The 23,368-nt window shown below is 52.5% G+C and carries 19 protein-coding genes; 7 read left to right on the top strand and 12 right to left on the bottom strand.

The features are described 5' to 3' along the window. Positions 1-13: 13 nt before the first annotated feature. Positions 14-247 carry a sulfurtransferase TusA family protein gene (locus AC1P02_RS13780; protein WP_096118467.1) on the bottom strand — a complete coding sequence of 78 codons (234 nt, stop codon included), beginning with the start codon at positions 245-247 and terminating at the stop codon, positions 14-16. Between the two features lie 128 nt (positions 248-375). On the opposite strand from AC1P02_RS13780, the gene bepA reads away from it, so the two are divergent. Next, the gene (gene bepA, locus AC1P02_RS13785) at positions 376-1,830 is read left to right on the top strand and encodes a beta-barrel assembly-enhancing protease (RefSeq protein ID WP_353851550.1); all 1,455 of its coding nucleotides are present in this window, start codon (positions 376-378) and stop codon (positions 1,828-1,830) included. 195 nt (positions 1,831-2,025) lie between these two features. Here the strand turns inward: bepA and AC1P02_RS13790 are convergent, their stop codons facing one another. Beyond that, entirely contained in the window at positions 2,026-2,505 is a 480-nt protein-coding gene (locus AC1P02_RS13790; protein WP_096118468.1) for a TlpA family protein disulfide reductase, read from the bottom strand. Between the two features lie 58 nt (positions 2,506-2,563). Here AC1P02_RS13790 and arsC point away from each other — a divergent pair, with 58 nt between their 5' ends. Both arsC and AC1P02_RS13800 read left to right on the top strand, forming a co-directional pair. After that, the gene (gene arsC / locus AC1P02_RS13795; protein WP_096118469.1) at positions 2,564-2,914 is read left to right on the top strand and encodes an arsenate reductase (glutaredoxin); all 351 of its coding nucleotides are present in this window, start codon (positions 2,564-2,566) and stop codon (positions 2,912-2,914) included. Continuing rightward, positions 2,911-3,306: a DUF2069 domain-containing protein gene (locus AC1P02_RS13800; protein ID WP_005310127.1), complete on the top strand. Its 396-nt coding sequence runs from the start codon at positions 2,911-2,913 to the stop codon at positions 3,304-3,306. Before arsC ends, AC1P02_RS13800 begins: the two co-directional genes overlap by 4 nt. A 52-nt stretch (positions 3,307-3,358) precedes the next feature. Here AC1P02_RS13800 and AC1P02_RS13805 read toward each other — a convergent pair whose 3' ends face one another. Together AC1P02_RS13805 and AC1P02_RS13810 are read right to left on the bottom strand one after the other, a co-directional pair. After that, positions 3,359-3,979 carry an acyl carrier protein phosphodiesterase gene (locus AC1P02_RS13805; protein ID WP_485182464.1) on the bottom strand — a complete coding sequence of 207 codons (621 nt, stop codon included), beginning with the start codon at positions 3,977-3,979 and terminating at the stop codon, positions 3,359-3,361. Positions 3,980-4,121: 142 nt separating this feature from the next. Further along, positions 4,122-5,024, bottom strand: a complete 903-nt coding sequence (locus tag AC1P02_RS13810) for a LysO family transporter (RefSeq protein ID WP_034523538.1) — start codon at positions 5,022-5,024, stop codon at positions 4,122-4,124. Positions 5,025-5,555: 531 nt separating this feature from the next. Between AC1P02_RS13810 and AC1P02_RS13815 the strand changes: the two genes are divergently transcribed. From AC1P02_RS13815 to AC1P02_RS13830, 4 genes are all read left to right on the top strand, one after another. After that, complete coding sequence (locus AC1P02_RS13815) at positions 5,556-6,326, top strand: ABC transporter ATP-binding protein (protein WP_005310133.1); 771 nt, start codon at positions 5,556-5,558, stop codon at positions 6,324-6,326. A 49-nt stretch (positions 6,327-6,375) separates the two neighbouring features. Beyond that, positions 6,376-7,149: an ABC transporter substrate-binding protein gene (locus AC1P02_RS13820; RefSeq protein WP_005310135.1), complete on the top strand. Its 774-nt coding sequence runs from the start codon at positions 6,376-6,378 to the stop codon at positions 7,147-7,149. Positions 7,150-7,503: 354 nt separating this feature from the next. Continuing rightward, entirely contained in the window at positions 7,504-8,244 is a 741-nt protein-coding gene (locus AC1P02_RS13825) for an ABC transporter permease (protein ID WP_058395756.1), read from the top strand. A 3-nt stretch (positions 8,245-8,247) separates the two neighbouring features. Further along, a complete protein-coding gene (locus tag AC1P02_RS13830; protein WP_485182465.1) occupies positions 8,248-8,940 on the top strand; it encodes an ABC transporter permease in 693 nt (230 codons plus the stop codon). Between the two features lie 52 nt (positions 8,941-8,992). On the opposite strand, the gene AC1P02_RS13835 is transcribed toward AC1P02_RS13830, so the two are convergent. The 8 genes from AC1P02_RS13835 to AC1P02_RS13870 all read right to left on the bottom strand — a co-directional run bounded on the left by AC1P02_RS13835 (position 8,993) and on the right by AC1P02_RS13870 (position 23,316). Beyond that, complete coding sequence (locus tag AC1P02_RS13835; protein ID WP_485182466.1) at positions 8,993-10,306, bottom strand: capsule biosynthesis protein; 1,314 nt, start codon at positions 10,304-10,306, stop codon at positions 8,993-8,995. Positions 10,307-10,313: 7 nt separating this feature from the next. After that, positions 10,314-12,401, bottom strand: a complete 2,088-nt coding sequence (locus AC1P02_RS13840) for a capsular polysaccharide biosynthesis protein (protein ID WP_485182467.1) — start codon at positions 12,399-12,401, stop codon at positions 10,314-10,316. A gap of 27 nt (positions 12,402-12,428) precedes the next feature. Then, a complete protein-coding gene (locus tag AC1P02_RS13845; RefSeq protein ID WP_485182468.1) occupies positions 12,429-13,571 on the bottom strand; it encodes a galactosyltransferase-related protein in 1,143 nt (380 codons plus the stop codon). 158 nt (positions 13,572-13,729) lie between these two features. Then, a complete protein-coding gene (locus AC1P02_RS13850; protein ID WP_485182469.1) occupies positions 13,730-14,821 on the bottom strand; it encodes a hypothetical protein in 1,092 nt (363 codons plus the stop codon). 172 nt (positions 14,822-14,993) lie between these two features. After that, on the bottom strand, positions 14,994-19,775 hold the full coding sequence (locus tag AC1P02_RS13855) for a glycosyltransferase (protein ID WP_485182470.1): 4,782 nt from the start codon (positions 19,773-19,775) through the stop codon (positions 14,994-14,996). A gap of 59 nt (positions 19,776-19,834) precedes the next feature. Then, positions 19,835-21,085, bottom strand: a complete 1,251-nt coding sequence (gene wecC, locus AC1P02_RS13860; protein WP_485182471.1) for a UDP-N-acetyl-D-mannosamine dehydrogenase — start codon at positions 21,083-21,085, stop codon at positions 19,835-19,837. A 71-nt stretch (positions 21,086-21,156) separates the two neighbouring features. After that, the gene (gene wecB / locus AC1P02_RS13865) at positions 21,157-22,332 is read right to left on the bottom strand and encodes a non-hydrolyzing UDP-N-acetylglucosamine 2-epimerase (RefSeq protein WP_408113889.1); all 1,176 of its coding nucleotides are present in this window, start codon (positions 22,330-22,332) and stop codon (positions 21,157-21,159) included. 51 nt (positions 22,333-22,383) lie between these two features. Continuing rightward, entirely contained in the window at positions 22,384-23,316 is a 933-nt protein-coding gene (locus tag AC1P02_RS13870; RefSeq protein ID WP_485182472.1) for a CgeB family protein, read from the bottom strand. Positions 23,317-23,368 lie beyond the last annotated feature (52 nt).

Here is a 23,368-nt window from a genome sequence, read left to right on the forward strand (position 1 = left end):
TCGTGACAGGGGCTCATGATGGCTGCTTGGCCCCGACAACCAATTGCAAAAAGATCGTATTGTCCGGCCCTTGCTGCAAGGTGACTGTGTGTCCCTTGCGTTGCAAGTAGGCCGGAATATCCTGCCGGGAGCCCGGGTCTGCCAGCTGGATGGACAGGGATTGACCGGGTGTCGCCTGACGCAACCAGAGCTTGAGCCGGATCAGTGGCTCTGGGCAGCGCCAGGGGGTCAGATCGAGGTGTTCCATAGGGGCTCCATCGGGCATGAGGCGGCTATTATGGCCGTGATAAGAGCATGAAACAACGCTTGTGGCCCTTGAGGGGCAAGGGTATTCTGCCGGTGTCCCGGTAGGGTCTGATTGGAGATAGAGATAACGTGGCACGCTTTTCCCCTTTGATGGCATCGCTTCCCCTGCTGGCTTCCCTGATGGGGGCGACTTTTCATGCCCAGGCGAACAACCAGCTTCCCGACATAGGCACAGCCGGGGTAGCCGCCCTGCCCATCGAGCAGGAGGTGCGCTATGGCAATGCCTTCATGCGTTTCGCCCGTGCCGGCTTGCCGATCATCGATGATCCCGTGCTGAGTCAGTACATAGACGATCTGGGGCAGCGCTTGCTGACCAACGCCGACGGGGTGCGTTTTCCCTTTACCTTCTTCCTTATTAATGATCCCAGCATCAACGCGGCCGCCTTCCTCGGTGGTCGGGTCAAGGTGCACACCGGCCTCTTCCTCTATGCCGACAGCGAGAGCGAGCTGGCCTCGGTACTGGCGCACGAAATCACCCACGTGACCCAGCGTCACATCGCCCGCTACATGGAGGCGCAGGCGAGCAGCTCCGCCATGACACTGGCCGGGCTGGTGGGCTCCATTGCGCTCGCGGTGATCAACCCCACTGCCGGTATCGCCGCCTTGCAGACCACCCTCGGATTGTCGATGCAATCGGCCATCAACTACACCCGCGACAACGAATATGAAGCGGACCGGATCGGCATGAAGACCCTGTATGACGCAGGGTTTGACCCCATGGGCATGGCCAACTTCTTCCAGAAACTGGCGGCCGAGTATCGCTACGCCAGCAAGCCGCCCCAGATGCTGCTCACTCACCCCCTGCCCGAGACCCGGATCTCCGAGGCCCGTGGCCGAGCCAACAGCTATGGGCGCCGCAACTTGCCCCCCAGCCTCGACTTCTGGCTGGCCAAGGTGCGCATTCAGGTGCGCTATGGCACCGAGACACCACAGGCGCTGCTCAGCTATTTCGACAGTCGTCTGCAAAAAGGGGATTACCCCCTCAAGGATGCGGCCACCTATGGCAAGGCGCTGGCCTTGTTGCAACTCAAACGCACCGATGAGGCTGACACCCTGATGCAGGAGCTGGCCACCCGTCATCCGGAAGACTTGTTCGTGGTCGATGCCCTGACCGATATCGATCTCGCCAAGGGACGCAGCGCCCAGGCCATTGCACGGCTGGAGAAGTTCCGCGCCCGCATGCCGGATAACGAAGTGGTGGTGGTCAACCTGGGTAACGCCTATCTGGAAGGGGGCGATTACAAGAAATCCATCGCCATCCTGGACCCCTATGCCCGGGATCACGAAGAGAACAGCCTGGCCTGGAACCTGCTCTCCGATGCCTATCGCAAGGCGGGCCGAATGACAGAGTTGCACATGGCGCGCGCCGAGATGCTCTCCCTGCGCGGGGATTATCAAGCCGCCATCGACGAGCTGATCGTGGCCCGTGGCACCACCAGCGACAAGCTGACCCTGGCCAGACTGGAGGCGCGCATCACAGAGCTGGAGCGCGCGAAAAAGGATCTCGACAGCCTGAAAGGGTGATGACTCCGACATGCGGTGAAACGGGGTGCGCCAGCAATGGCGCGCCCCGTTTTCTTTCCGGGCGGAAGACTCTTCTCTGCCACCCCTTCACAAGGGGGCGGGGCGGCAGACTCGTGATGAAAGAGAAGCGTCGCAGACGCTCAAATGTCAGGAAGGCGCATCGACGCTTCCCCTGGCAAGGGGAGGGGAGCGTCTCTAACGAAATTGCGCAGCCCGCAGCTTGAGGGCGGCAATCTTCTGCCCGTCGAGTTCTCCCACCAGCGTCTCTTGCAATCGGCCCTCGCCATCGAGCAGATAGCTGGTGGGCAGCCCGGTTGGGAGAGAGAAGGGGAGGTGCGCCTCTTTATCGGCGATCAGCAGCGGGACTCTGATGTGATGGCGACTGGCCAGTGCCCCCAGCTCGGCCGGGGTGGCGGGATCGTAACTGATGATCACCACGGCTATCTTGCCCTCCTGCGCCAGTGTCTCCAGCAGCGGCAATTCCCGCAGGCAGGGGGCGCACCAGGGTGCGAAGTAGTTGACCAAGAGCGGTTTGCCCGCAAACTGCGCCAGCGTCACCGGCTGGCCCTGGCCGTTGCTGAACTCGGGGGCCGGGGAGCAGGCTGTCAGCAGAGCGGCCACAATCAGCCAACAAATTCGTTTCATTTCCTGTGCCCTGCCGCTTACCCTGACCATCCGTTTCCCCTACAATAGCGCCGTTTCTTGTCCCATCTTGCCACATCAGGGAGTTACCATGAGCGAGACCCAAATCTACCACAATCCGCGCTGTTCAAAGAGCCGTGAAACCCTGGCCCTGCTGGAACAGCACGGGGTCGCCCCGGATGTGGTGCTCTATCTGGAGCAGGCGCCGAGTGAAGATGTCATTCGCACTCTGCTGACCCAACTGGGCTTTGCCGATCCGCGCCAGCTGATGCGCACCAAGGAAGATCTCTACAAAGAGCTGGGGCTGGCGGATCAGAGTGGCGATGCCCTCATTCGCGCCATGCACCAGCATCCCAAGCTCATCGAGCGCCCCATCGTCATCAAAGATGGCAAGGCTCGCATCGGCCGCCCTCCCGAGCAGGTGCTGGAGATCCTCAAGTGACCACTCGCTTCGCCCGTCTGCTGACCCTGGTTGGCTTCTTTGGCCTGCTGGGTTGGGTCATCCTCTGGCACCTGTTTCTCTCCCCCCACCCTGACCTCAATCCCTGGTTGCTGCCGGTGATCTGGACTGTGCCGCTCCTGTTCCCGCTCAAGGGCATAGTACAGGGCAACCCTTACACCCATGCCTGGGGCAACTTCGTGCTGATGCCCTATTTTCTGCACGCCCTGACGCTGATCACCACGGATGAAGGGGAGCGTTGGCTGGCTGTGGTTGAACTGGTGTTCACCACACTGGCGTTTGTCGGCACCATCTATTACGCCCGCCTGCGAGGCCGGGAGCTGGGCCTCAGCATTCGCAAGAAGAAGGGTGAGCTTTCACAAGAAGAGAAATAAGGCACTGGTTCAGTGCGCCTTTATCTGCAAACCGGACCCTGGGTCCGGTTTTTTATGGCCGCAATCCGGCGTGGCCGCCTGTCTCGCGATAGTGGGCGAGCTGCCGCTCGCTAAATGCCATCAGCTGGGGATAGAAGCGCAGAAAACCCAGCTCGCAGGTGTGCCAATCCATCTCATCCAGGGTGGTGAGGGCATCGCCGAGCAACACAGGGCGGCGCAGACGATGGCCTATGCCATTGAGGGCCCGTCCCAGCCCCTCTTTGTGACGATAGGAGGCAATCCAGTTCTGCTCCGCCATCCGTTTCAGTGCCGCTGGCAAGCCGTCTGCCAGCAGCAGGTGATCTGCCAATAGCTGGTCATAGCTGTGCTGCAAAAAGCGGGGCAGAGGCTCTGCGCAAAACTGTGACCAGTACACACTGAGCCAGTGGTCGTAGAGCATGTCCACCAGTATGCCGCCAAAGCGGCGCCAGGGCGCCTCGAAGCAGGCCACGGCTGCCCTGTGCTCCGGGTGGGCATCGGTGAAGGCATCAATCTTGCGATGCAGCCAGATCCCCTCGTCGAACTCGGGGGCGAGGGTGCTTGGCAGCGGTCCCTTGATAAAATCCCCCAGCAGATTGCCGGTGAGGGAGCTTCGGGTATGGGCAGCCAGATGCAGATGAGCCAGATAATTCATGGGGCTAGGGTTGACCAGCAAATGAAAACTGAAGGTGAGCCTAGCGGATCCGGCTCTGCTTGCCTATGGCTGGCGAACCGGCGGCAAGGGGTTGGCACAAAAAAGCCCGACACTCGGGTCGGGCGTGATGAGGTTGGCAGGTTTAAATGGCCAGGAAGCCCAGGATCAGGATGGGGCCGAGCAGGCTCAGGATAAAGCCGGAGACAATCGCCACAGGTACTACCTGGATGCCACCGGATTTCTGAATGACTGGCAGGGTGAAGTCCAGCGCAGTGGCGCCACCGTAGCCGATGGCGGCAGAGGGGTGGCGGCGCATCAACATGGGGATGATGAGAATGGCGATAAGCTCGCGACCCAGATCGTTGATAAAGGCGGCGGAGCCGAGCACAGGCCCCAGCTTGTCGGCCACCAGAATGCCCGACAGCGAATACCAGCCGAAGCTGGAGCTGATCGCCAAGCCATGACTGAATGGCATGCCGAGCAACTGGGCTGCCAGCAGACTGCCCAGCCAGCTGCTGACGATGACGGTAAAGGCGATTTTCATGCCCCAGGGATTGAGCAGGATCTGGCGCAGTCGCATGCCCGAATTGCGCATCTGCACCCCGATGAGCAGCAGCAACAACATCAGGGCCCACTCACTCAACTTGTCGATGGGCAAGATCCGCAGATCCACCAGCAGCCCCAGCAGCACGCCCCCCAGCACCACGAAGCAGAGCTGAAGTGATTCCCACAGCAGGTGCAGCTTGCTCGGCATCTTGGCGTCACTCGCCTCATGGGTCGGCGGGCTGCGTTTGTCGAGCCACCAGAGCGCCAGCAGGTTGCAGAAGGTAATCGCGGCCAGCATGACACCGGCCACCTTGAAGATCACCGCCAGGTTGCTGCCCAGGTTCTCCACATAGGCGAGCCCCAGCCCCATCAGAAACAGGATGAGATAGACCATCTTGCCCAGCGACTGATTGACCAGCTTGATGAGCCGGGCGGAAGAGAGGGGGATCAGATAGCCGATTGCCAGCGGCAGCAGGATCAGCAATACATTGAGCAACATCGGGGCCTCGATCACAAAACTGATAAAAATGACACCTTATCACTACTTATTGGCCCTGTGTCACATATCTGTGAGTTTGGATGTTTCATCCGGGGCTTTTTTATCAAGTTGTTATGTTTTTGGTGCAAATCCATGCACTGATGTGGCGCAGTGGCTCGCCTTGGTGCAGCAGGAGAATCGACGAGTCAGCCCACTTTTCAACAAGATGCAAACATCCGCAGGGTGAATAAAGCTGCTTGGGTACGGTTATGACCATGATGCAGGAATTTTCTTGCCACCCTTGCGATGTGGGTATAAAAAGGCGGTGTTGCCGTATTGGTCTGGATAGGGTTTTATGCAGACAAAGTGCTGAAAAATACCGATTAGACCAATAAAAATACAGACAAAACACCAAAGACCACCGTTCTGTATTGTTTTTTGACTAGTCGAGTGATATTTTCGCTGAAGGTTGCCATCGGTTAACTTTTTGTTAAATGGACGATGGCTGAGTCACGCCGTAGCGGCGTCTAGGGACAGACAAGGTTGTAATGGATGAGCGACGTTGCCGCACTGGAAGTTCGTGAACTGCACAAGTATTTCGGCACCCACGAAGTGCTCAAGGGCATCGACATGACCGCCCACAAGGGAGACGTGATCTCCCTGATCGGCTCCTCCGGCTCGGGGAAGTCGACCTTTCTTCGCTGTATCAATTTGCTGGAAACACCCTCTTCCGGCACGGTTTCGCTTCATGGCGAGCTTATCCGGATGAAAACCAACCGGGCTGGCGAGCGGCTGGCGGAGGATGTGCGTCAGGTGGAGCGTATCCGTAGCCGTCTGGCCATGGTGTTTCAAAGTTTCAACCTCTGGTCGCACATGACCATCATGCAGAACATCATCGAAGTACCTATCCAGGTGCTGAAGATCCCCCGTGCCGAAGCCATCGCCAAGGCGGAGCATCTGCTCAATCGGGTGGGCCTGTGGGAGCGCCGGGATTACTACCCGGGTCACCTCTCCGGCGGTCAGCAGCAGCGTGCGGCCATTGCCCGGGCGCTGGCGGTGGATCCCGAAGTGATGCTGTTTGACGAACCCACTTCGGCGCTCGATCCCGAGCTGGTGGGTGAGGTGCTCGGCCTGATGCGTGAGCTGGCCGAAGAGGGGCGCACCATGCTGGTGGTGACCCACGAGATGTCGTTTGCCCGTGATGTGTCGAACAAGGTAATGTTTTTGCATCAGGGGCGCGTGGAAGAGGAGGGCAACCCCAAGGAGATTTTCGCCCATCCCAAATCGGAACGGTTCAAGCAATTTATCTCTTCCATCTATTGATGGGCGGGATCCAACGTTAACAGTCGACGATTTTATCAAGGAGAGATACATGAACAAGCTGATGCTGGCGACTGCCATAGTGACTGCCCTGTCTTCCGGTAGCCTGATGGCCAAGGAGTGGAAAGAAGTGCGGATCGGGGTGGAAGGTGCTTACCCTCCCTTCTCCTGGACCGAGCCCAGTGGCGAAGTGAAAGGCTTTGACATCGATATCGCCAACGCCCTGTGCGCAGAGATGAAGGTGAAGTGTACCTTGGTCAAACAGGATTGGGACGGCATCATACCGGCGCTGCTGTCGCGCAAATATGACGCCATCATCGCCACCATGGACATCACGGAAGAGCGCAAGAAGAAGGTGGACTTCACCCAGAAGTACCAGCACATTCCGGCTCGCTTCGCCGCCAAGAAAGGTACTGACGTACAGCTCGACAAGGCCTTCATGGATGGCAAGGCCGTGGCGGTGCAACGCGCTACCTCCATGGATACCTACATCACCGACAACTTCCCCAACGCCACCATCAAGCGTTACGGCACCGCCGATGAGGCCTACCTCGATCTGAAATCCGGTCGTGTCGACTATGTGTTGGCCGATTCCGCTGCCATCACCGATGGTCTGCTGAAAAAAGAGGGCGGTGACGGCTTTGAATTCGTCGGCCCGAAACTGACCGATCCCAAGTGGTTTGGTGAGGGTGCCGGCATCGCCGTTCGCAAGGCTGACAAGGATCTGAAAGAGAAATTCAACACGGCGATCCTGGCCCTGCGCGCCAACGGCAAGTACAAGGAAATCAACGACAAGTACTTCGAGTTCGACGTTTACGGCGAATAAGCAGAGGGTCGTTTACGGCGAGTAAGAAAGCGACGTCTACGGCGAATAACAACCGAACGTCGTCTACGGCGGATCATCACCCCCCCCTCCTGGCTTCCCCTTCACAAAGGGGAGGCGTTGCAAACTCCCTCCCTTGTATGAAAGAGCCAGGAGGAGGCTTGGGGTCCTTGCGGTGCCGACGGCGAACCAGGAACGACAGGCTGACTCCCGTCAGTCGTCATATCGGGCCCGTTATCTCCCGCAAGGAGTGATGGGCCCGCTTGATTGCAATGGAGCTGCATATGTGTGGTTTTAAAGAATATGGAGCCTCTGCTTGGGAGGGGCGAGCCCACTCAATGTGCAATGGAGCTGCATATGTTTGATTTGAAAGGATACGAAGCCTCCCTGCTGGAGGGCGCCTGGGTCACTCTGGAAGTGGCGCTGGCCTCGCTGCTGCTGGCACTGCTGCTGGGGATGCTGGGGGCGCTCGCCAAACTGTCGCCCTACAAGTGGGCCAGGGGCATTGCGACCACTTACACCACCGTCATTCGCGGCATTCCCGATCTGGTGCTGATGATGCTGCTGTTCTTCGGCGGCCAGGTGCTGATCAACAGCATCTGTACCTGGGTCAACGAGACCTACAACAACTTCTTGCTTGAGAGCAATCCCAATCAGGAGTGGGTCTCCCTGCTGCCTGATTACATCGATATCAGTCCGTTTGCAGCCGGGGTCGCCACCATAGGTTTCATCTTCGGTGCCTACATGACGGAGACATTCCGCGGCGCCATCCTGGCGGTGGACAAGGGGGAGCTGGAAGCCGCTCGCGCCTTTGGCATGCGGGCGACCCAGGTCTTTGTGCGGATCCTGTTTCCCCAGATGATGCGCCATGCCCTGCCGGGGTTTGGCAACAACTGGCTTGTACTGCTCAAGACCACGGCGCTGGTCTCCATCATCGGCCTTGATGACATGGTGCGCAAAGCGTCCCTGGCGGCAGGCTCGACCCAGTTGCCCTTCACCTTTTACATGGCGGTGGCCCTGATCTTCCTGATCTTCACTGCGGTTTCCACCTCGGCACTGAAGTGGGCCGAGCGTCACTACGCGATAAAGACGAGGTAAGCCATGGATTTCTCAATCATTCTCAAAGAGTGGCCTACCTACTGGCAGGGGCTTTACACCACAGTGCTGCTGGTGGCTGCATCCCTCATACTCGGTCTGGCGCTGGCGGTGCCCATGGGGATACTGCGCAACAGTCGCAACTGGCTGATCAAGGGGCCGATCTGGGCCTATATCTACTTCTTTCGTGGCACCCCCTTGCTGGTACAGCTCTTTATCATCTACTACGGCGCTGCCCAGTGGGAGTGGCTGAAAAACAGCGCAGCCTGGACCCTGTTTGCCGAAGCCTGGTTCTGCGCTTTGCTGGCGTTCACCCTCAATACCGGCGCCTACACCGCAGAGATAGTGCGCGGCGCCGTGCTCAACATGCCCAAGGGGCAGGTTGAAGCCGCCAACGCCTTTGGCATGAGCCGCTGGCAAACCCTCACCCGCATCATTTTGCCCAACTCGTTTCGCCGTGCGCTGCCCGCCTACAGCAACGAGGTGATCTTCATGCTGCAGGGCTCGGCGGTGGCTGGCATCATCACCATCGTCGACCTGACCGGCGCCGCGCGGATCATCAATTCCCGCTACTACAGCCCGTTCGAGGCCTTCCTGACCGCAGGCCTGCTCTACATGCTGCTTACTTTCGTCATCGTCTGGCTGTTCAAGAAGTGGGAAGCCCGCTGGCACGCCCACCTGCGCCCCCGCAGCTTGTAACGGCCATAAAAAAAGCCCGCAATTGCGGGCTTTTTTGTGGGTGTGTGGTGGTCTAGAGCAGCGCCATCGGTGTCAGCATCTCCTCTGATAGCAAGCCAAAAGTACCCAGTGCACCTATGGCCCCGATGAGACAGGAAGATAGCCGGGAAGAGACCCCCTGTTTGGTGGGCGCCACCTGTTCACTGTGCCGGTGGATCTTCTGCATCACTGCCATGGCGCTGAGTTCCAGATGGCGATAGAAGCTGGCATTGAGCTGGGTCAGATGAAGCAGTGATTGTCGCATCCGCTCGAAGGTGTCGTTGCACACCGGGCTCTGCTTGTGCCAGAACTTCTCAAGGGTGCCACGGGTGGTGAGGCCCGGCAGATCGTACAGGGCGCGTCCCATGCAGAAGGTCGGCACATCGTGCAGCAGGGCGGAGAGACCGACAGTGCTGTTGATGGTGATGACCCCCTTGAGCAGGGGATAGAGGGTCGGCAGCGGCAAGTCATAACCGTAGAACACCCGCCCTTCCAGCCCGAGCAGCGTCACCAGGCGGTTTATCTGGGACTGGTAGCTGACGTAACCCCTGTCCATGGGATGATGTTTGAACAGCAAGACATCCTCACTGCGAGCATGTCGGGCAAAGGAGTTCATCACCTGGGCGACCATCTCTTCCACTCCGCTCAGGTCAGAGTGCTCCCTTATCTGAAAATCTTCGGTGACCTGCAAGGGCACGAAGAAGATATGGCCCTTGTGTTGGGGCAAGGCCCTGAGCAGGCGACGATCCGCCCCTCTGTACCACCACTTGACCAGACCACCCGCCACCCAGCCTTTGGCTTCCTGATAGAGGCTCCAGGGTCTGTGGTTGACAAAATGCGGGTAGCGCCAGTGAAACAAATTCTTGCTGATGTGATAGCGGCTGGCATACCAGGCGCGGCGACCAAAGGTCTTGCCCACCTGCAATGGCGCATCATAAGGGGCGGGCCACTGCATCTCGGCCAGCTGGTCACGTTTGGCATAAAGCGGGCTGAAGGCATTCACCCCCCCTTGCTCCAGCGTCACGTAGTCCGGGCGCAGATAACCCTCTTCCATGGCCCAGACGGCGATCTTCTTCAGCTTGCAGATGCGAATGGCCTGCAGATGGTAATAGCGGCAATCCCCATAGCAGATCAGGCTGTCGATGCGATGACGCTTGATGAAGCGGCGAAAGAAGGTATTCCAGGTGTCCGGCTTGCCGGTGAAACGCTCGTTGTGACCGACGCAAGGCCAGCACTCATCCCCGCCATTGAAATGGAGCTTGTAAACCTCATGGCCCGCTTCGCTCAGGGTCTGGCTGAGGGTTTGAAAGAAGGGGCCAAGCGGTCCTTGCAACAACAAAATCTTCATGTACGGCTTATCTCATGAGCTGGGGGAGGGAGGGACGTTGCAGCAGCGTCTGTATCAGATAACTCAACTTGATCTGCCAGCGCTGCCAGAGGCTCGACTTGCGGGTCGATGACTGCCCCTGCTCTGCCAGCTGGCGGATCAACTGCTCCGGGCTTATCCAGAGCCCTGTCTGCCAATCGATATAGAGCGGATAGGCGACCAGCGTCAGGTAGACCAGCGCCGCCAATGGCAGGCTGCGCTGGCGCCTGGCAGGGGGATGGGCATCTGTCGTCAGCCCCCAGCCACTGTAGAAGGGCTGACCCCAGGTCGTGACCTTGACACCCTGTACCAGCGCCTCGAACCCGCTGAGCGAGGTCATGGTGTGCAGCTCATCCACGTGGGGATAGAGACTGGTCAGCCCAATGTCCAGCACCTGGCTGTCCACACACTCCGCCAGACAGGCAGCCGAGATGGCACCCGCCCTGTTGCCTGCCACCACATCCGGGTGCGGCTTGAACAGAATGTGCGCCTCCGGTTTGGCCGCACGTACGGCCCACAGCAGTTGTTCATTGCTGCGAATGGTCGGGCTGCCGGTCAGGATGGAGGCATCCCCATCCACCTGGCCGACTACCAGCACCAAAGTGCGACCATCCGCAGGGGGGGTATAGTGCTGTGGCGCGCTTACGTTGTATTTGCTGACCCTGTGTTGGCGCAGCAGATCGATCAGTGCACTGCCCCGATTGACGTCGGCCTCGGTCAGCTGCTGGTAGTTGAGCAACTGTTCGAGCCCGCTTGGCATGCGGCTGTCGAAATAGATCCCGACCGGATCGATGGACAGGGAGGAGGGGCGACAGAGGTTAGAGCCGAGCCCTCTTGATCGGATAAAGCCATCTTCCACCCGGATGGCCGAGGTGAGATCCGGGTGGCGGCTGCCCCATACCAGCACCTGCTCATCGCCGGTCAGCCGCTTGGGCGGTGTGCGCACAAAGCGCAGCTCATCGGCCAGGTGGTGACAGAACGCCTGCATAAAGGCGCGCTTCCACAAGGAGAAACCAACCAGATAGAGTCTGCGCCAGCGCGGCGCTGCCTTCTGCTGACGGGCCACTATGGTCAATACCTCTTCCACCTCACAGCGCTGGCCCAGCACGGGATCCAGATAGCGCGGATAGAGGATAAGGGCGGCCGCCGCCAGCTGGGGCAGTGATACCTGAACCTTGCGCCGCTCACACTGCTTGCTATCAAAGGTCAGCCCCCAACCGGCGTAAAACGGCATGCCGAAGCAATACACCGGCTTGCCGAGCAGCAAAGCCTCAAATCCAAGCTGGGAAGAGACGGTGTAGACAGCCTCCACCCGGTTGAGCAGGGCATGGGGATGGCAGTGTTCGGCAACGATTTCCACACCGTCCAGTTGCAGTCGGGCCAGCACGCCGCTCTTCTTGCCAAAGCGGGTGTCCGGGTGAGTGCGCAGCAAGAGGCGGGCATCGGGGTGATTGCGGCGTGCCGATTCCACCATGGCCACAAAGTCCGCTTCACTGGCCAGCGCTCCTGGAATGGAGAGATCGCCGGCCACCTGATCCACCAGCAACACTCTGGGTCTGGCATCTTGCAACAGGCGCTGTGCCAGCGCGGCTGGCAAACCGCCATGCTCACCTCGCGCAGAAAGACCGGCAGAGGCATCACCCGCCGGGTGAGCCGGGCGTGAGGCGTAGCAGTTGTACTTGGTGACGCCGAGGCGCACCAGCTCACCCATCAACCGCTGCGCCCGCTCAAGCATGGCGGCATCACAGGGCGTTGCGACAAGCTGTTCAAGCTGGCTGGGTTGGCGTGCATCGTAATAGATGCCGACGGGGTCGGCGATAAGCGACACGGCCTTGCCACCGCGGGCAGGGTGGCCGATATAACCGATAAAGCCATCTTCCAGCTGCCAATAGGGCAGACCCAGGGCCTGGGCTTTTTGTTTAATCTGACGGGTATTGGCCTTCTGGCCCCAGCCCACCAGGGCGTCACCGGGCTGGGGAGTGGCATCAGGGGTGAGACGCGCCAATGGCTGGCCCAGGCAGGCGCCGATCTGCGCGTCGCGGGCCAGTATGCCGCCAGATTGTGTCCATAGAGTCATGCAAGTTGCTCAGATTAAAAAGGAAGCTTAGAGAGATGCGGGTTTGAACATGTCTCTGAAAAAAGCACGTGGATTGAGGTAAAGCTTGCGCAGTTTTCGCCACAGGGGGCGCTTGGGGCCTATGCCATCCTGCCAGCGCAACAGCCCCGGATAGTCACGGACGGGATAACCCGCCTCTTCCTGCAAACGGATCATCCACTCCCGAAAGTCCGGCAGCTCTCCATTGAGGTCATTGCAGGGCACGATCGGCCCTTTCAAGGGGCCTCGCTCTGATTCGGAGCGTGACAGCATCTGTTCCAGCAACTGATCGTTGCCTGCCCTGCGCTTGTGATAAGGGTGCGTCAGAGGGCGGGGGTGCCACTGATGCACCAGAAACCGGCCGGCAAACAGATGGGGCAGGGCATAGTAACTGAAATAACGGCGAAACCCCTGATAATCCCCCGGGTGCTGCGCTTTGATATTCAAGCCATAATCATCGGGTCTTGGCCCTATGGGATAATGGCGAGTCAGCCGGTCAATCAGTTCCAGATCCTCGCCACCGTGGCCGACAAACTGCTCGTCAAAGCCCCCCAGTTGCAAAAACCACTCACGATTGAGCAGCAAGCAACTACTGGCCAGGGCAATCCCTTCCACCCTGTGATTCTCACCGCGCAGAAAGGATTCCAGGCAGCCTTGAAAATCCCCGTCAAACCGCTCTGTCTCTTCTTTGGTCAGATAGAGACAGGGGTACATTTCAAAGGCATGTTGGGTAATGCTGAAGATTATATGGCTACGCTTTAACAACTGTGAAGCAAGTGTTGGTGTACATATCAAATCAGCATCAACCATGAATAGCCAGTTTGAATGGCTATTCAATATGGCATTATTACGAGCCAGTCCTGGTGAGTATATAGAGGCAAGTTGTGTATCATCAATGATAGAGTAACAATTACTGACAGGGAGGTATTGCTGCTGATTTGTTATCACCAATGTTTCAATTTTGGGATCAGTAGAAAAAGAGCGTATGCAAGCATCTATTCTTTTTAATGCATCATCAATATTGCCCCGTCCTCCAACTCTGAAATGAAACGGAGTAATGATACTGAGTTGTAGTGGGCAACCTTTAGCTACAGGTAGATGTCGAGAATTCATTTCAGTAACATTTAATATAGTTCTAGTTTCTTTTTCCACTCAAGATCCTTGTAATATATGGCATCTCTGATTAGCCCAATAAATATAATGCGCAACTTGGTGACTCATGCATAAATAAAAACCTCTTGTTATAAGAAATGAATTTAGCTATTTGGGGTTAGACGCCGCGTTGATAAATTATGATTTACGTTCAGTCATTATTGAGACAATACTTTATATTTGGCGGGTAATTTAGAGTGCCAATTTAATATTCCTATTTTAAGGCCTGCAAGATAGTCAATTGATAGGTCTGTAATATTATTGTTAGATGCTTGATTGCATCTCACGTAAGTACATACACCAGCCTTTGAAGAAATCATCCATCCTTTATTCAGTAAGTCGTTTTTTATAGAGTCGGATAGCTCACTCTTTATGAAAACTAAAACTCTATCATCAGGTGAATGCATTTCGAATAGTATTTTAAAGTTAGTTGTGAGTACGTGTATTGTGGGGGTGCTATTTATGTCATTTGATGCTGTCAGAAAAGATGTTTCATTGTTTTTTTGTACTCGATTTATTAAGTCAAACTTGTCTGGTACTGCATTATGACCTTTTTTGTCATTAAACTCCTCAATGGTTATTTCGCCAAAGTTTGATATTTTTTCAGATTGTTCTAGATACCATGCTAAAAACGGCTTGAAATGCATTCGATAATGATGAGAGTCTGCTTTATTCTGAAGGATAGTCATCCTGGGAATGTAATTGTTATGCATCATATAGTCTATAGCATTTAGGTGTGATGAATTTGCATCATGGCCAGTATCATATATAAATTTATCGTAAACGCCCTTCTGTTCATAATCTGCTAATATAATTTGTGCATTTATAGATATTGCTCGACTTCCTATCATTAATGTGCTCAATATTATTGATGCATATCCTCCTCCGGATGAGCCATAAAAAATTATTGATTCATTATTAATATTAAGTTCTTGCGCCGTTCTAGAAACTAGAGTGGCAATTGACTGGTGATAATTACTTCCAGTTTTTCCCATATACCAACCAAGCTCTAGGGTGTCGTTAATTTCAATAGTTCCATCTGAAATTAGCAAAACATTGTGCGGTATGTACTCCAACCATGAATTACGCTGAAACACTGGCGGTTGTCTAATTTTTCTATTGATTGCACCATTTAAAATAACAATCAAATTTTTTGATTCGTTATGTGTTCTTTTTAATGCGACAATATCATTTCCATTTATTACCTCTTTAATCATACAGTATGGCTTTTTATTTGTACTGGCTTCCAAGTTATACCACCTTACTAATATTTTAATTCACAGGAAGTTTATATCTTAACAATGGTTATTTGAGAAGTAACACAAGTGTTATGTGTTAATCTTTAATTTATTACCTATGAGTAGAACATAAATCATAAAACATGCCATATTTAATTAGACATGTTTTATGTCATTTTCCTGTTTAGTTTTTGAGTAAGCGTGCCCACTTAGATGATACTATACTTATATCAAAGTTCTCTAAAATGAAAATCTTATTATCGTTTGCGCTTACGGTTGTCCTGTCCAGGATACATGATGCTGATTCATCAATTGAATCAAAGCACCAAGATTCTTTATATATTGTACGACTTCCTGGCCACTCTATTATTACCGGTTTTGCACCAGTTAGCGCACCGTCAGCAACACTGAGATGGAATGACTCGTGATCACTGGTTGATAACACATAACCAATTTTCTGATACCAGGTAGCCATATCACTGCCAAAACCATCAAAAAATACAGCGTCTTTCAACCATTTACTATTTTCAATGCGAGCATATTGCTCATCATAAAAAACCATCTCTTCTGGCCTGTTCTTCATCCATGAGTATTCTTCAGGCTTTTTCCCCTTGATAAAAAGGCGATAACGAGAATCCTGCTTGCGAACGGCCTCCAAAATATTGAGAGCTTTATCCAGGCGTTTCATCTTTGGAACTATACCAATTAGGCCTATATTGAACTCGGCATCATCAAGCTTTGGACGATCCAGTTTTTCGCAGAGTACATAGTTGGGGATAACATGGCATTTTTCACTAGGGAGCATAGGGTTCTTTATCAGGCCATCATTCAATAAATGTTGGCTAACAAAGTTGATGGAGTTTATTTTGCTAAAATCCATCTGTCCAAAATACTCCAGGTTGACCTCTTGTCCATGAACCCGAATATGTAGTGTTTGGTGTGCTCTTAGGTTTTTACTGTACCAAGCGGCATTACCTAGTGCCCATTCACAAATAACAATATTAGCTCGTTTTAGGAGCGATAGACTCTTGGGCTCATTGTGTTTGTTATGGCCCTGCCACTTGTCAACTAAGACTGTGAAACCTTGTTGCTTGAATTTTGCCTCTAGATGAGTAAAAAATTTGAGGTCGTGCCCAGCTAGTAATATGACAGCACCGTTACGTATTGAAAACTTTGCCAGCATAGGTTGCAAATGTCTGATGGCCACATGCTCAAAAGAGTGTTGCTTGACCAGATTTTCCAATGGTGCTGTGACACGTTTCTTCTTTTTGAGCATCAATGCGAAACGAGCTCGTTGTTCAAGTTCTTGCTGGTTGCGGGCAAATAACTCAAATTTTGTGCCAAGTAGTTTCTCATACAAGGGTGAACGATTCAGTAGCACAGGAATCTTGGCTAGCCCATATTCGAGCAACTTGGTTGATAGTTCTTTAGTATTTTGTTCGAGACTGTCATGGCGCCATGCCCAGGCCAGGTCGGCAGACAGCAGAGCATTCAATACCTGTTGACGTGAAGTTCGTCCATGCCAGATAACACCATTACCACTCTTTAGCTGAGCAAGGGTCTCTTGGTAAAAGGTTGGGTCATCCTTCGGGTTATGAACTTTGTCACCATAGATATGCAGCTCAAGCTGTGGCAATGTCTCTTGCAACTTGCGATAGGTGCTGAACAGTTCGCGTATTCCCCACTCAGGGGCAAATTTACCTGCGTATACCAAGATAAGTTTCTTGTTATTATCTTGTTTCTGGCCGGATAAATATGCCGGAACCATAGGTGGGAGTAGCGAAGTCGTTGCAGAAGGGAAATTATCAGCAAAAAACTCAGCTAATTCATCAGTCTGACATAGTACATGGCCGGATGAGTAAATAATGTCATCAATCTTGCTTTTCCACTCAGGTGTAAGTGCTGATGTTGACTGGGGGATGTCAGTAAGATAAGGGATCAGCCTGCCATCCAAATTCCCTGCATCAGCTAACGCCTTGCAAACATCTGAACCCCTGACTATGACAGCATCAAAGCTGCCGTGGTCTTCTTCAAACGTTTTGAACGTAGTTACCACTGCTTCAGGCCTCATCGGGCCTCTATCTGGTTCAATTAGATAGATATTTTCATAAGTGTATGCATCATCAATAACCTCGCTGCTCTTTATTTTGTCTTTCAAGAAAACAAATACATTAACACGATCAATTTTTGCAAGGGTTTTAGCAAGGGATATAAGCCAAATAGCAGCGCCATCAATCAGGTTGGTATTGACATCACCATAGATTGCAATGTTTTTTTCATTGCTTTTCTGTGTGATCTTAGTAATTGCAGTGGCTTTGTCATTGTAGCTTTTTTCAATTTTTATATGCTGGTGATGAGAAAGAGAGGTTACATTCTTCCCCCAAGGGTTGATTGTCACTTTGACTGAGATTGATGCTTTATCCGTTTTAAATGGAATGCAATACTCTGAATCCTTCTGAACTGGGATGTAACGGTATGCCCCCATTTTATCTGACCAGTGATAGCCCAATGCGATATATTTTTCTTTAGAAATGGCAGGGGAAAGCTGAAACTGTATTAACGCTGATTTTGCATTTTTAATATCACACTTTCCTTTAAAGTGATAACTTGTATTGCCATCCACAATAAAGTCGACAGTGGGTTTTTCCGTGACATCAATATACTCATATTGTCCAAGATGATATATGGCCTGATGCTTTATAGGTAACGACTCTTGTCGAGCATGCACATTACCTCCCAATTGTTCGAGCATTTCATATGCTGCTTTGAACACCAACCCGGTCTTGGCCCATGTTCTTTGTTCTGCAACCCAGAGTTTTGCTCTAGCTGAAAGGTGTTGCCTCAACTCTTGGTCTGTGAGTAACCTGGCTAACCCGTCTTTTAATGAGGCTATATTTCCTTTCTCAAAGAGGATGCCATTCTCACCTTCAATGATGAACTCTTTTATGGCCTTGACATCAGAGGCTATCACACACTTATTTAAAGCCATGGCTTCAAAAGGTTTTAGTGGTGAAACTAGCTCGCAAACATCCAAACTTTTTCGGGGAAATGGAGTGATATCAATAATTGAGTAATAGTTAACGACTGATTCGTGAGGTATGCGGCCAGTAAATTTGACATATTGCTCCAGACTTAATTTAGTTACTAGAGCCTTCAAGCTAGGCAGCGCCATGCCGTCACCGACAATCAATAAATTGAAACGATAACCTGCCTGTATTAGTTGATGTGAAGCTGTAATTAGGTCATCTAGCCCTTCATAATCAACGATCGAGCCGACATAGCCAATAGTAAGCTCCTCGTGTAACTCCAACTCTTGCTTAAGTGTCAGGTCAGGCGGCTGCGCTACAAATTTATCTAAGTCAACTGCATTTGGAGCAACAAAAATAATTTTTTCATCGACGCCACGAGAAACAATTTCTGATTTCATAGCCTCCGTTAGTGTAATTACAACATCTGCGGCCTGTACCAACTGGGTTTCTAGATGCTTATCAATCAGGTATTTATCAGAGTTTTCCCAACCAAGCTTTCTTGAGGATTCCGTGATCTCCCAAAAACCACGTACTTCGTATACAAATGGAATGCCGAGACGTCTGGCGGCAAAGAGTGCTGGAAATGCATTCAGATAATTCGAGCAAGCATGGATGAACTTTGCACCATTTTTTATAACATCAGATTCTATCACTCGTGATGCTTGTTCAATGTATTCAGAAATGGTCAGATTGCGTTGTATAGGCCCAGGCAAGTGATGGTAATTGATACCGTCTATACAATAATTTTTTTCACTACTCGGCGCAGTAGCAAATCGTACATCCCATGGATATCCTGGCCTGGTGGAACCGACAACATCAAGGCCTAACGTATTTAGAGCGGTCAAAACAGAGTGACTGCGAGTTGCATAGCCGTTTGAATGATGTGGTAAAGAACAGTGAATTGAATATTTTATTATATTGGTGTTGCTTAAGTTTTTTGAACTGCTCTTATTAGGAATGCTGATGCCACTTTCCAAGAGATTGATCACGTCCGTAGCGTACTTTCTCTTAAAGCCATCTAACCCAGACTTGAAATGATTATGTAAGTAACTCGCTTCTCTATAGCAACCTTCAAGGTAAAGATGCTGACATAATGGACTGACTTGCTCTAAAGGTAATGCGTATTTGGTAAGTTCTACAGATAGCTTTCCTATAGCATCGCGTTCGTTTGCTGTCAGGCCACGAATAAAAGTAACTAGTATTACAACCTTATCTGATTCAGATATTTTATCGTCTTTGTTAAGCTCATCTAAGAAGCGAGATAGTCCATGTTTGTAATATATTTCAGAGTATTTGTTTATAGTTCCTGACTGCGACAACTTGTCGGCAATGGACACTTCCTCTTTGACGATAAGTGTGCCAGATATTTTTACCAAACCCTTGCTATTCCAGCGCCTCGCCGATACTTCCAGCTTTCCTGCTGGAACATTCTTAAGTGCTATTGCAAAGTCAATGCTGCCTTTATCTGTGGGCAGGTAATGATACATACCCACTTTTTCAGACCAACTAAGCCCTAATTTTTTTGCTAAATTTTGGTCGCTTTTATTAGATGCTTTAAATGTAAGTAAAGCGGCATTCTGTTTTTCATTTTCTTCAGAAATAATGTGGCCAGAAATAGTGAGTTCACTATTTTTCACTATGGCATGGCTGGCTACTTCATTGTCTCTTAAAATAAAGTGGGAATGTTGAGAGAAGACGATGGTTATATTTTTTTCGATATTTTGTTTTCTACTCTTCTTCCCTTTGATATCTCGGCGTAACTTGTAAAGCTCATAGGGAAGTAGAATTATTTGACGATATCCTTTGAAACCGGAGATAAGTATATTTCCAAGGCGGAATGAAACTGTATTCTTGACTTTCTCATTCTTTAATCTTAAAGCATGATTCTCAATTTTATATTCTTCTAGTTCTAGCTTTATTTTTTCTAAGTCAGTCATAGCGTCGGCTTTCTTATAAAAGAACCATGAGCACCGATGTAGTGCTCATGGTTAAAGGATTAAATGTTAACGAAGTCTAGCAACATGGCCTTTGAGAAATCACTTGCTTGCAAACCAATAAATGGCTTGTGTTTGACTAGAACCAAAACAATATCTGCTTGCTGCATAGCTTCAGATATTGACGCCAAACGTACATTATTACGATTTTCCAGCGCAGCCGGCAGAGCTTCAATATTGGGTTCCACCGCCAGGATCTGATAAGCCGGGTTGTTGGCCAGGGTCTTGGTGATATCCAGGGCCGGGCTTTCGCGCAGGTCATCGATGTCCGGCTTGAATGCCAACCCCAGGCAGGCGATCTTCGGGTTGTTGATACCGGCGATCGCACTTTCTACCTGCTCCACCACATAGTGGGGTTTGTAATCATTGACCAGACGCGCCTGGTGGATCATGCGGGCCGTGTCCGGGTTCTGGTTGACGATAAACCAGGGATCGACGGCGATGCAGTGACCACCCACGCCGCAGCCTGGCTGCAGAATATTGACACGGGGGTGACGGTTGGCCAGGGAGATAAGCTCCCACACATTGATACCCTGCTTGTCACAGATGAGTGACAGTTCGTTGGCAAAGGCGATATTGACGTCACGGAAGGCGTTTTCGGTCAGCTTGCTCATTTCGGCAGTGCGCGCTTCGGTCGCGATGCACTCGCCCTTTTTGACAAACATCTTGTAGACCTGGGTGGCAGCGGCAGTACTGGCTGCGTCCATGCCACCGATAATGCGATCGTTCTCAACCAGCTCGCGGATCACCTGACCGGGAAGTACGCGCTCCGGGCAGTGCGCCACAAAGATATCAGGGGTCTGGCCTTCAGCAACGGTATGCGGGAAGGTCAGATCGCTGCGTTCTTCGGCCAACCACTTGGCCATCTGCTCGGTCGCGCCGACCGGTGACGTGGATTCCAGCACCACCAGGTTGCCTTTTTCCAGCATGGGGGCCAGTGCGCGGGAGGCGCTCTCGATATATCTCAGGTCCGGCTCATGATCTTCGCCTTTGAACGGGGTCGGTACGGCGATCAGGAAGGCATCAGCCTTCTGCGGGCTGGTGTGGGCGCTCAGATGGCCATCTTGCACGGCTTGCTTGACCAGGTCTTCCAGACCCGGCTCAACAATGTGGATCTTGCCCTGGTTGATGGTGTCTACCGCATGCTGGTTGACATCCACACCCACGACACGAATGCCGTTGCTGGCAATGACTGCTGCAGTTGGCAAACCGATATAACCCAGACCAACAACGGAGATGGTTTCAAATTTCATTATTTTGTGCTCTCGATAGTAAAACAGGGGGCATCATGCATGCCCCCAAAGACAGGTATGTAATCTGTAAATCAGGCAACTTGCAGGCTGCTGTCAATCTGCTGGCCCAGGGCGCCGCTCATGCCAGTGACGGCCTCAACGATACGCTGGCTGGTTTTGCCATCCCCATAGGGGTTGTTGGCATGACTCATCACTTGATAGGCCAGCTCGTCATCCAGCAGACGCACTGTCTCTGCCACTATGGTCTCGTCGCAGGTACCGACCAGGCGCACAGTGCCGGCCTTGACGGCGGCAGGGCGCTCAGTGGTGTCGCGCATGCACAGCACAGGTTTGCCCAGGGTCGGCGCCTCTTCCTGAATGCCGCCAGAGTCGGTCAGGATCAGGTAGCTCTGTTTCATCAGATAGACGAAAGGCAGATAATCCTGCGGCTCGATCAGGTGCACGTTGTCGAGCCCCTTGAGGTTGCGGTTGACCGGCTCTTGCACATTGGGGTTGAGGTGTACCGGATAGACGATCTGTACGTCATCCCGTTGGGCCAGCGCTGCCAGCGCCTTGCAGATGCGCTCAAAGCCGTCGCCGTGGTTCTCACGGCGGTGACCCGTCACCAGGATCAGCTTCTTGCTCTTGTCCAGGAAGGGGAAACGGCTGGCCAGCTCGGCTTTCATGCCGACGTTGTTATCAATGCGGTGGGAAACCTCGATCAGGGCATCGATCACTGAGTTACCAGTCACGAAGATGGTCTCGGGGGCGATGTTTTCCATGATGAGGTTTTTCAGCGAGCTGATGGTCGGGGTGTAATGTTGATCGGCAATGCCCCCTGTCAGACGACGCATACCTTCTTCCGGCCAGGGTGAGTAGATATTGCCGGTGCGAAGTCCGGCCTCGACGTGACCGACCGCGATGCGGTGGTAGTAGGCCGCCAGCGTTGCCGCAAAAGAGGTGGCAGTGTCACCGTGCACCAGAATGCGATCCGGCTTGAACTCGGCAAAAACTGGCTTGAGTCCTTCCAAAATGGCGGTGGTGACATCGGTCAGATCCTGACCCGGTTTCATGATGTTGAGGTCATACTCCGGCTCGATCTCGAACAGGTTGAGCACCTGATCCAGCATCTCCCTGTGTTGCCCCGTGACACAGACTCTGACGTCAATCTTGCGATTGGCCTGGAAGGCCTTGACGATCGGAGCCATCTTGATTGCTTCCGGTCTGGTACCAAACACAATCAATACCCGCTGCGCTTTTATCGGCATAATAATCACTCCCGTGTGAGTTAATTGGTTTTTCGTATTGTCCCGAAATGACTAATAAAGACTGAGCTCACTATTGAGCTGTGTCAGTCGGTGTTGCCAGGTGTGTTGGGCTAGCACTATTTCCCTGGCTTGCTCGCCCAATTCGTTTCTCTGACGAATATCTTTTTGTAATTGCACACACCACTCGCGTGCCGCCGTACCATCCTGTACCGCGACGATACTCTTGCCAAAAATGCTCTCCATCGCTATCGAAGGGGTGCTGATAATGGGGCAGCCCGCTGCCGCCAACTCGAACACCCGACGGGATAACATGGTCGGCGATTGACTTATCGTATTGAAATTCAAATAAAGCTGATATTGCCGGTACGCCTTGGCGACAGATATCGGCGAGATAGCAGGTTTGCAGTATGGCTGAAGCTTATCCGGATAACTGCAACCGTTATTTTTCTGCCAGAAGCGATCGAAAATAATCAAGCCTCTGTCCCGCAATGCATACAACACATCTTCTTGTGCCCTGCTGCGCTCGGCCAGCTCGTTGCCATAATAGCCCCCCAGAAAGGCGATCCCTGGTCCCCGTTCACCGCTCACCGCTGGTTGATACCAGCTTGGCTGTGCGGCAAACATCAGGACACCAACATGGACAAAGGCCTGATGGGGAAGGGAGTGGTACCGTTCAAGGGAACCGGCATCCGTGGTATAGACCACATCGAACAGCTCCGCCGCATCGGCAAAACGCTCGAAATGAAACGGGTCCTCTTTATTCCAGAAAATGGTTGTAATTTTCCGTTTTCGGCAAAATTCCAGTAATTTTCGCAGTTCTGGTTTATTGGGTGAACTGTGCGCATAACTGGCAATCTTGCCTTGCCAACTATTCTTGTAGCCACGCCAGGTTGACTCCACAAACAAAAAGTCAGGTTTAAAAAATCTGAGTTTCCATTGCCAGTCGAGCGGGGTGATCTGAATAAGGTCGGCATCCGGGGCCAAGCTGAAAGTCGTGAACTGGTCTGCCACTAAAGCGATACGTGGTCGTTTATTA

It is taken from the genome of Aeromonas sp. TS_SC_11, from assembly GCF_057318915.1.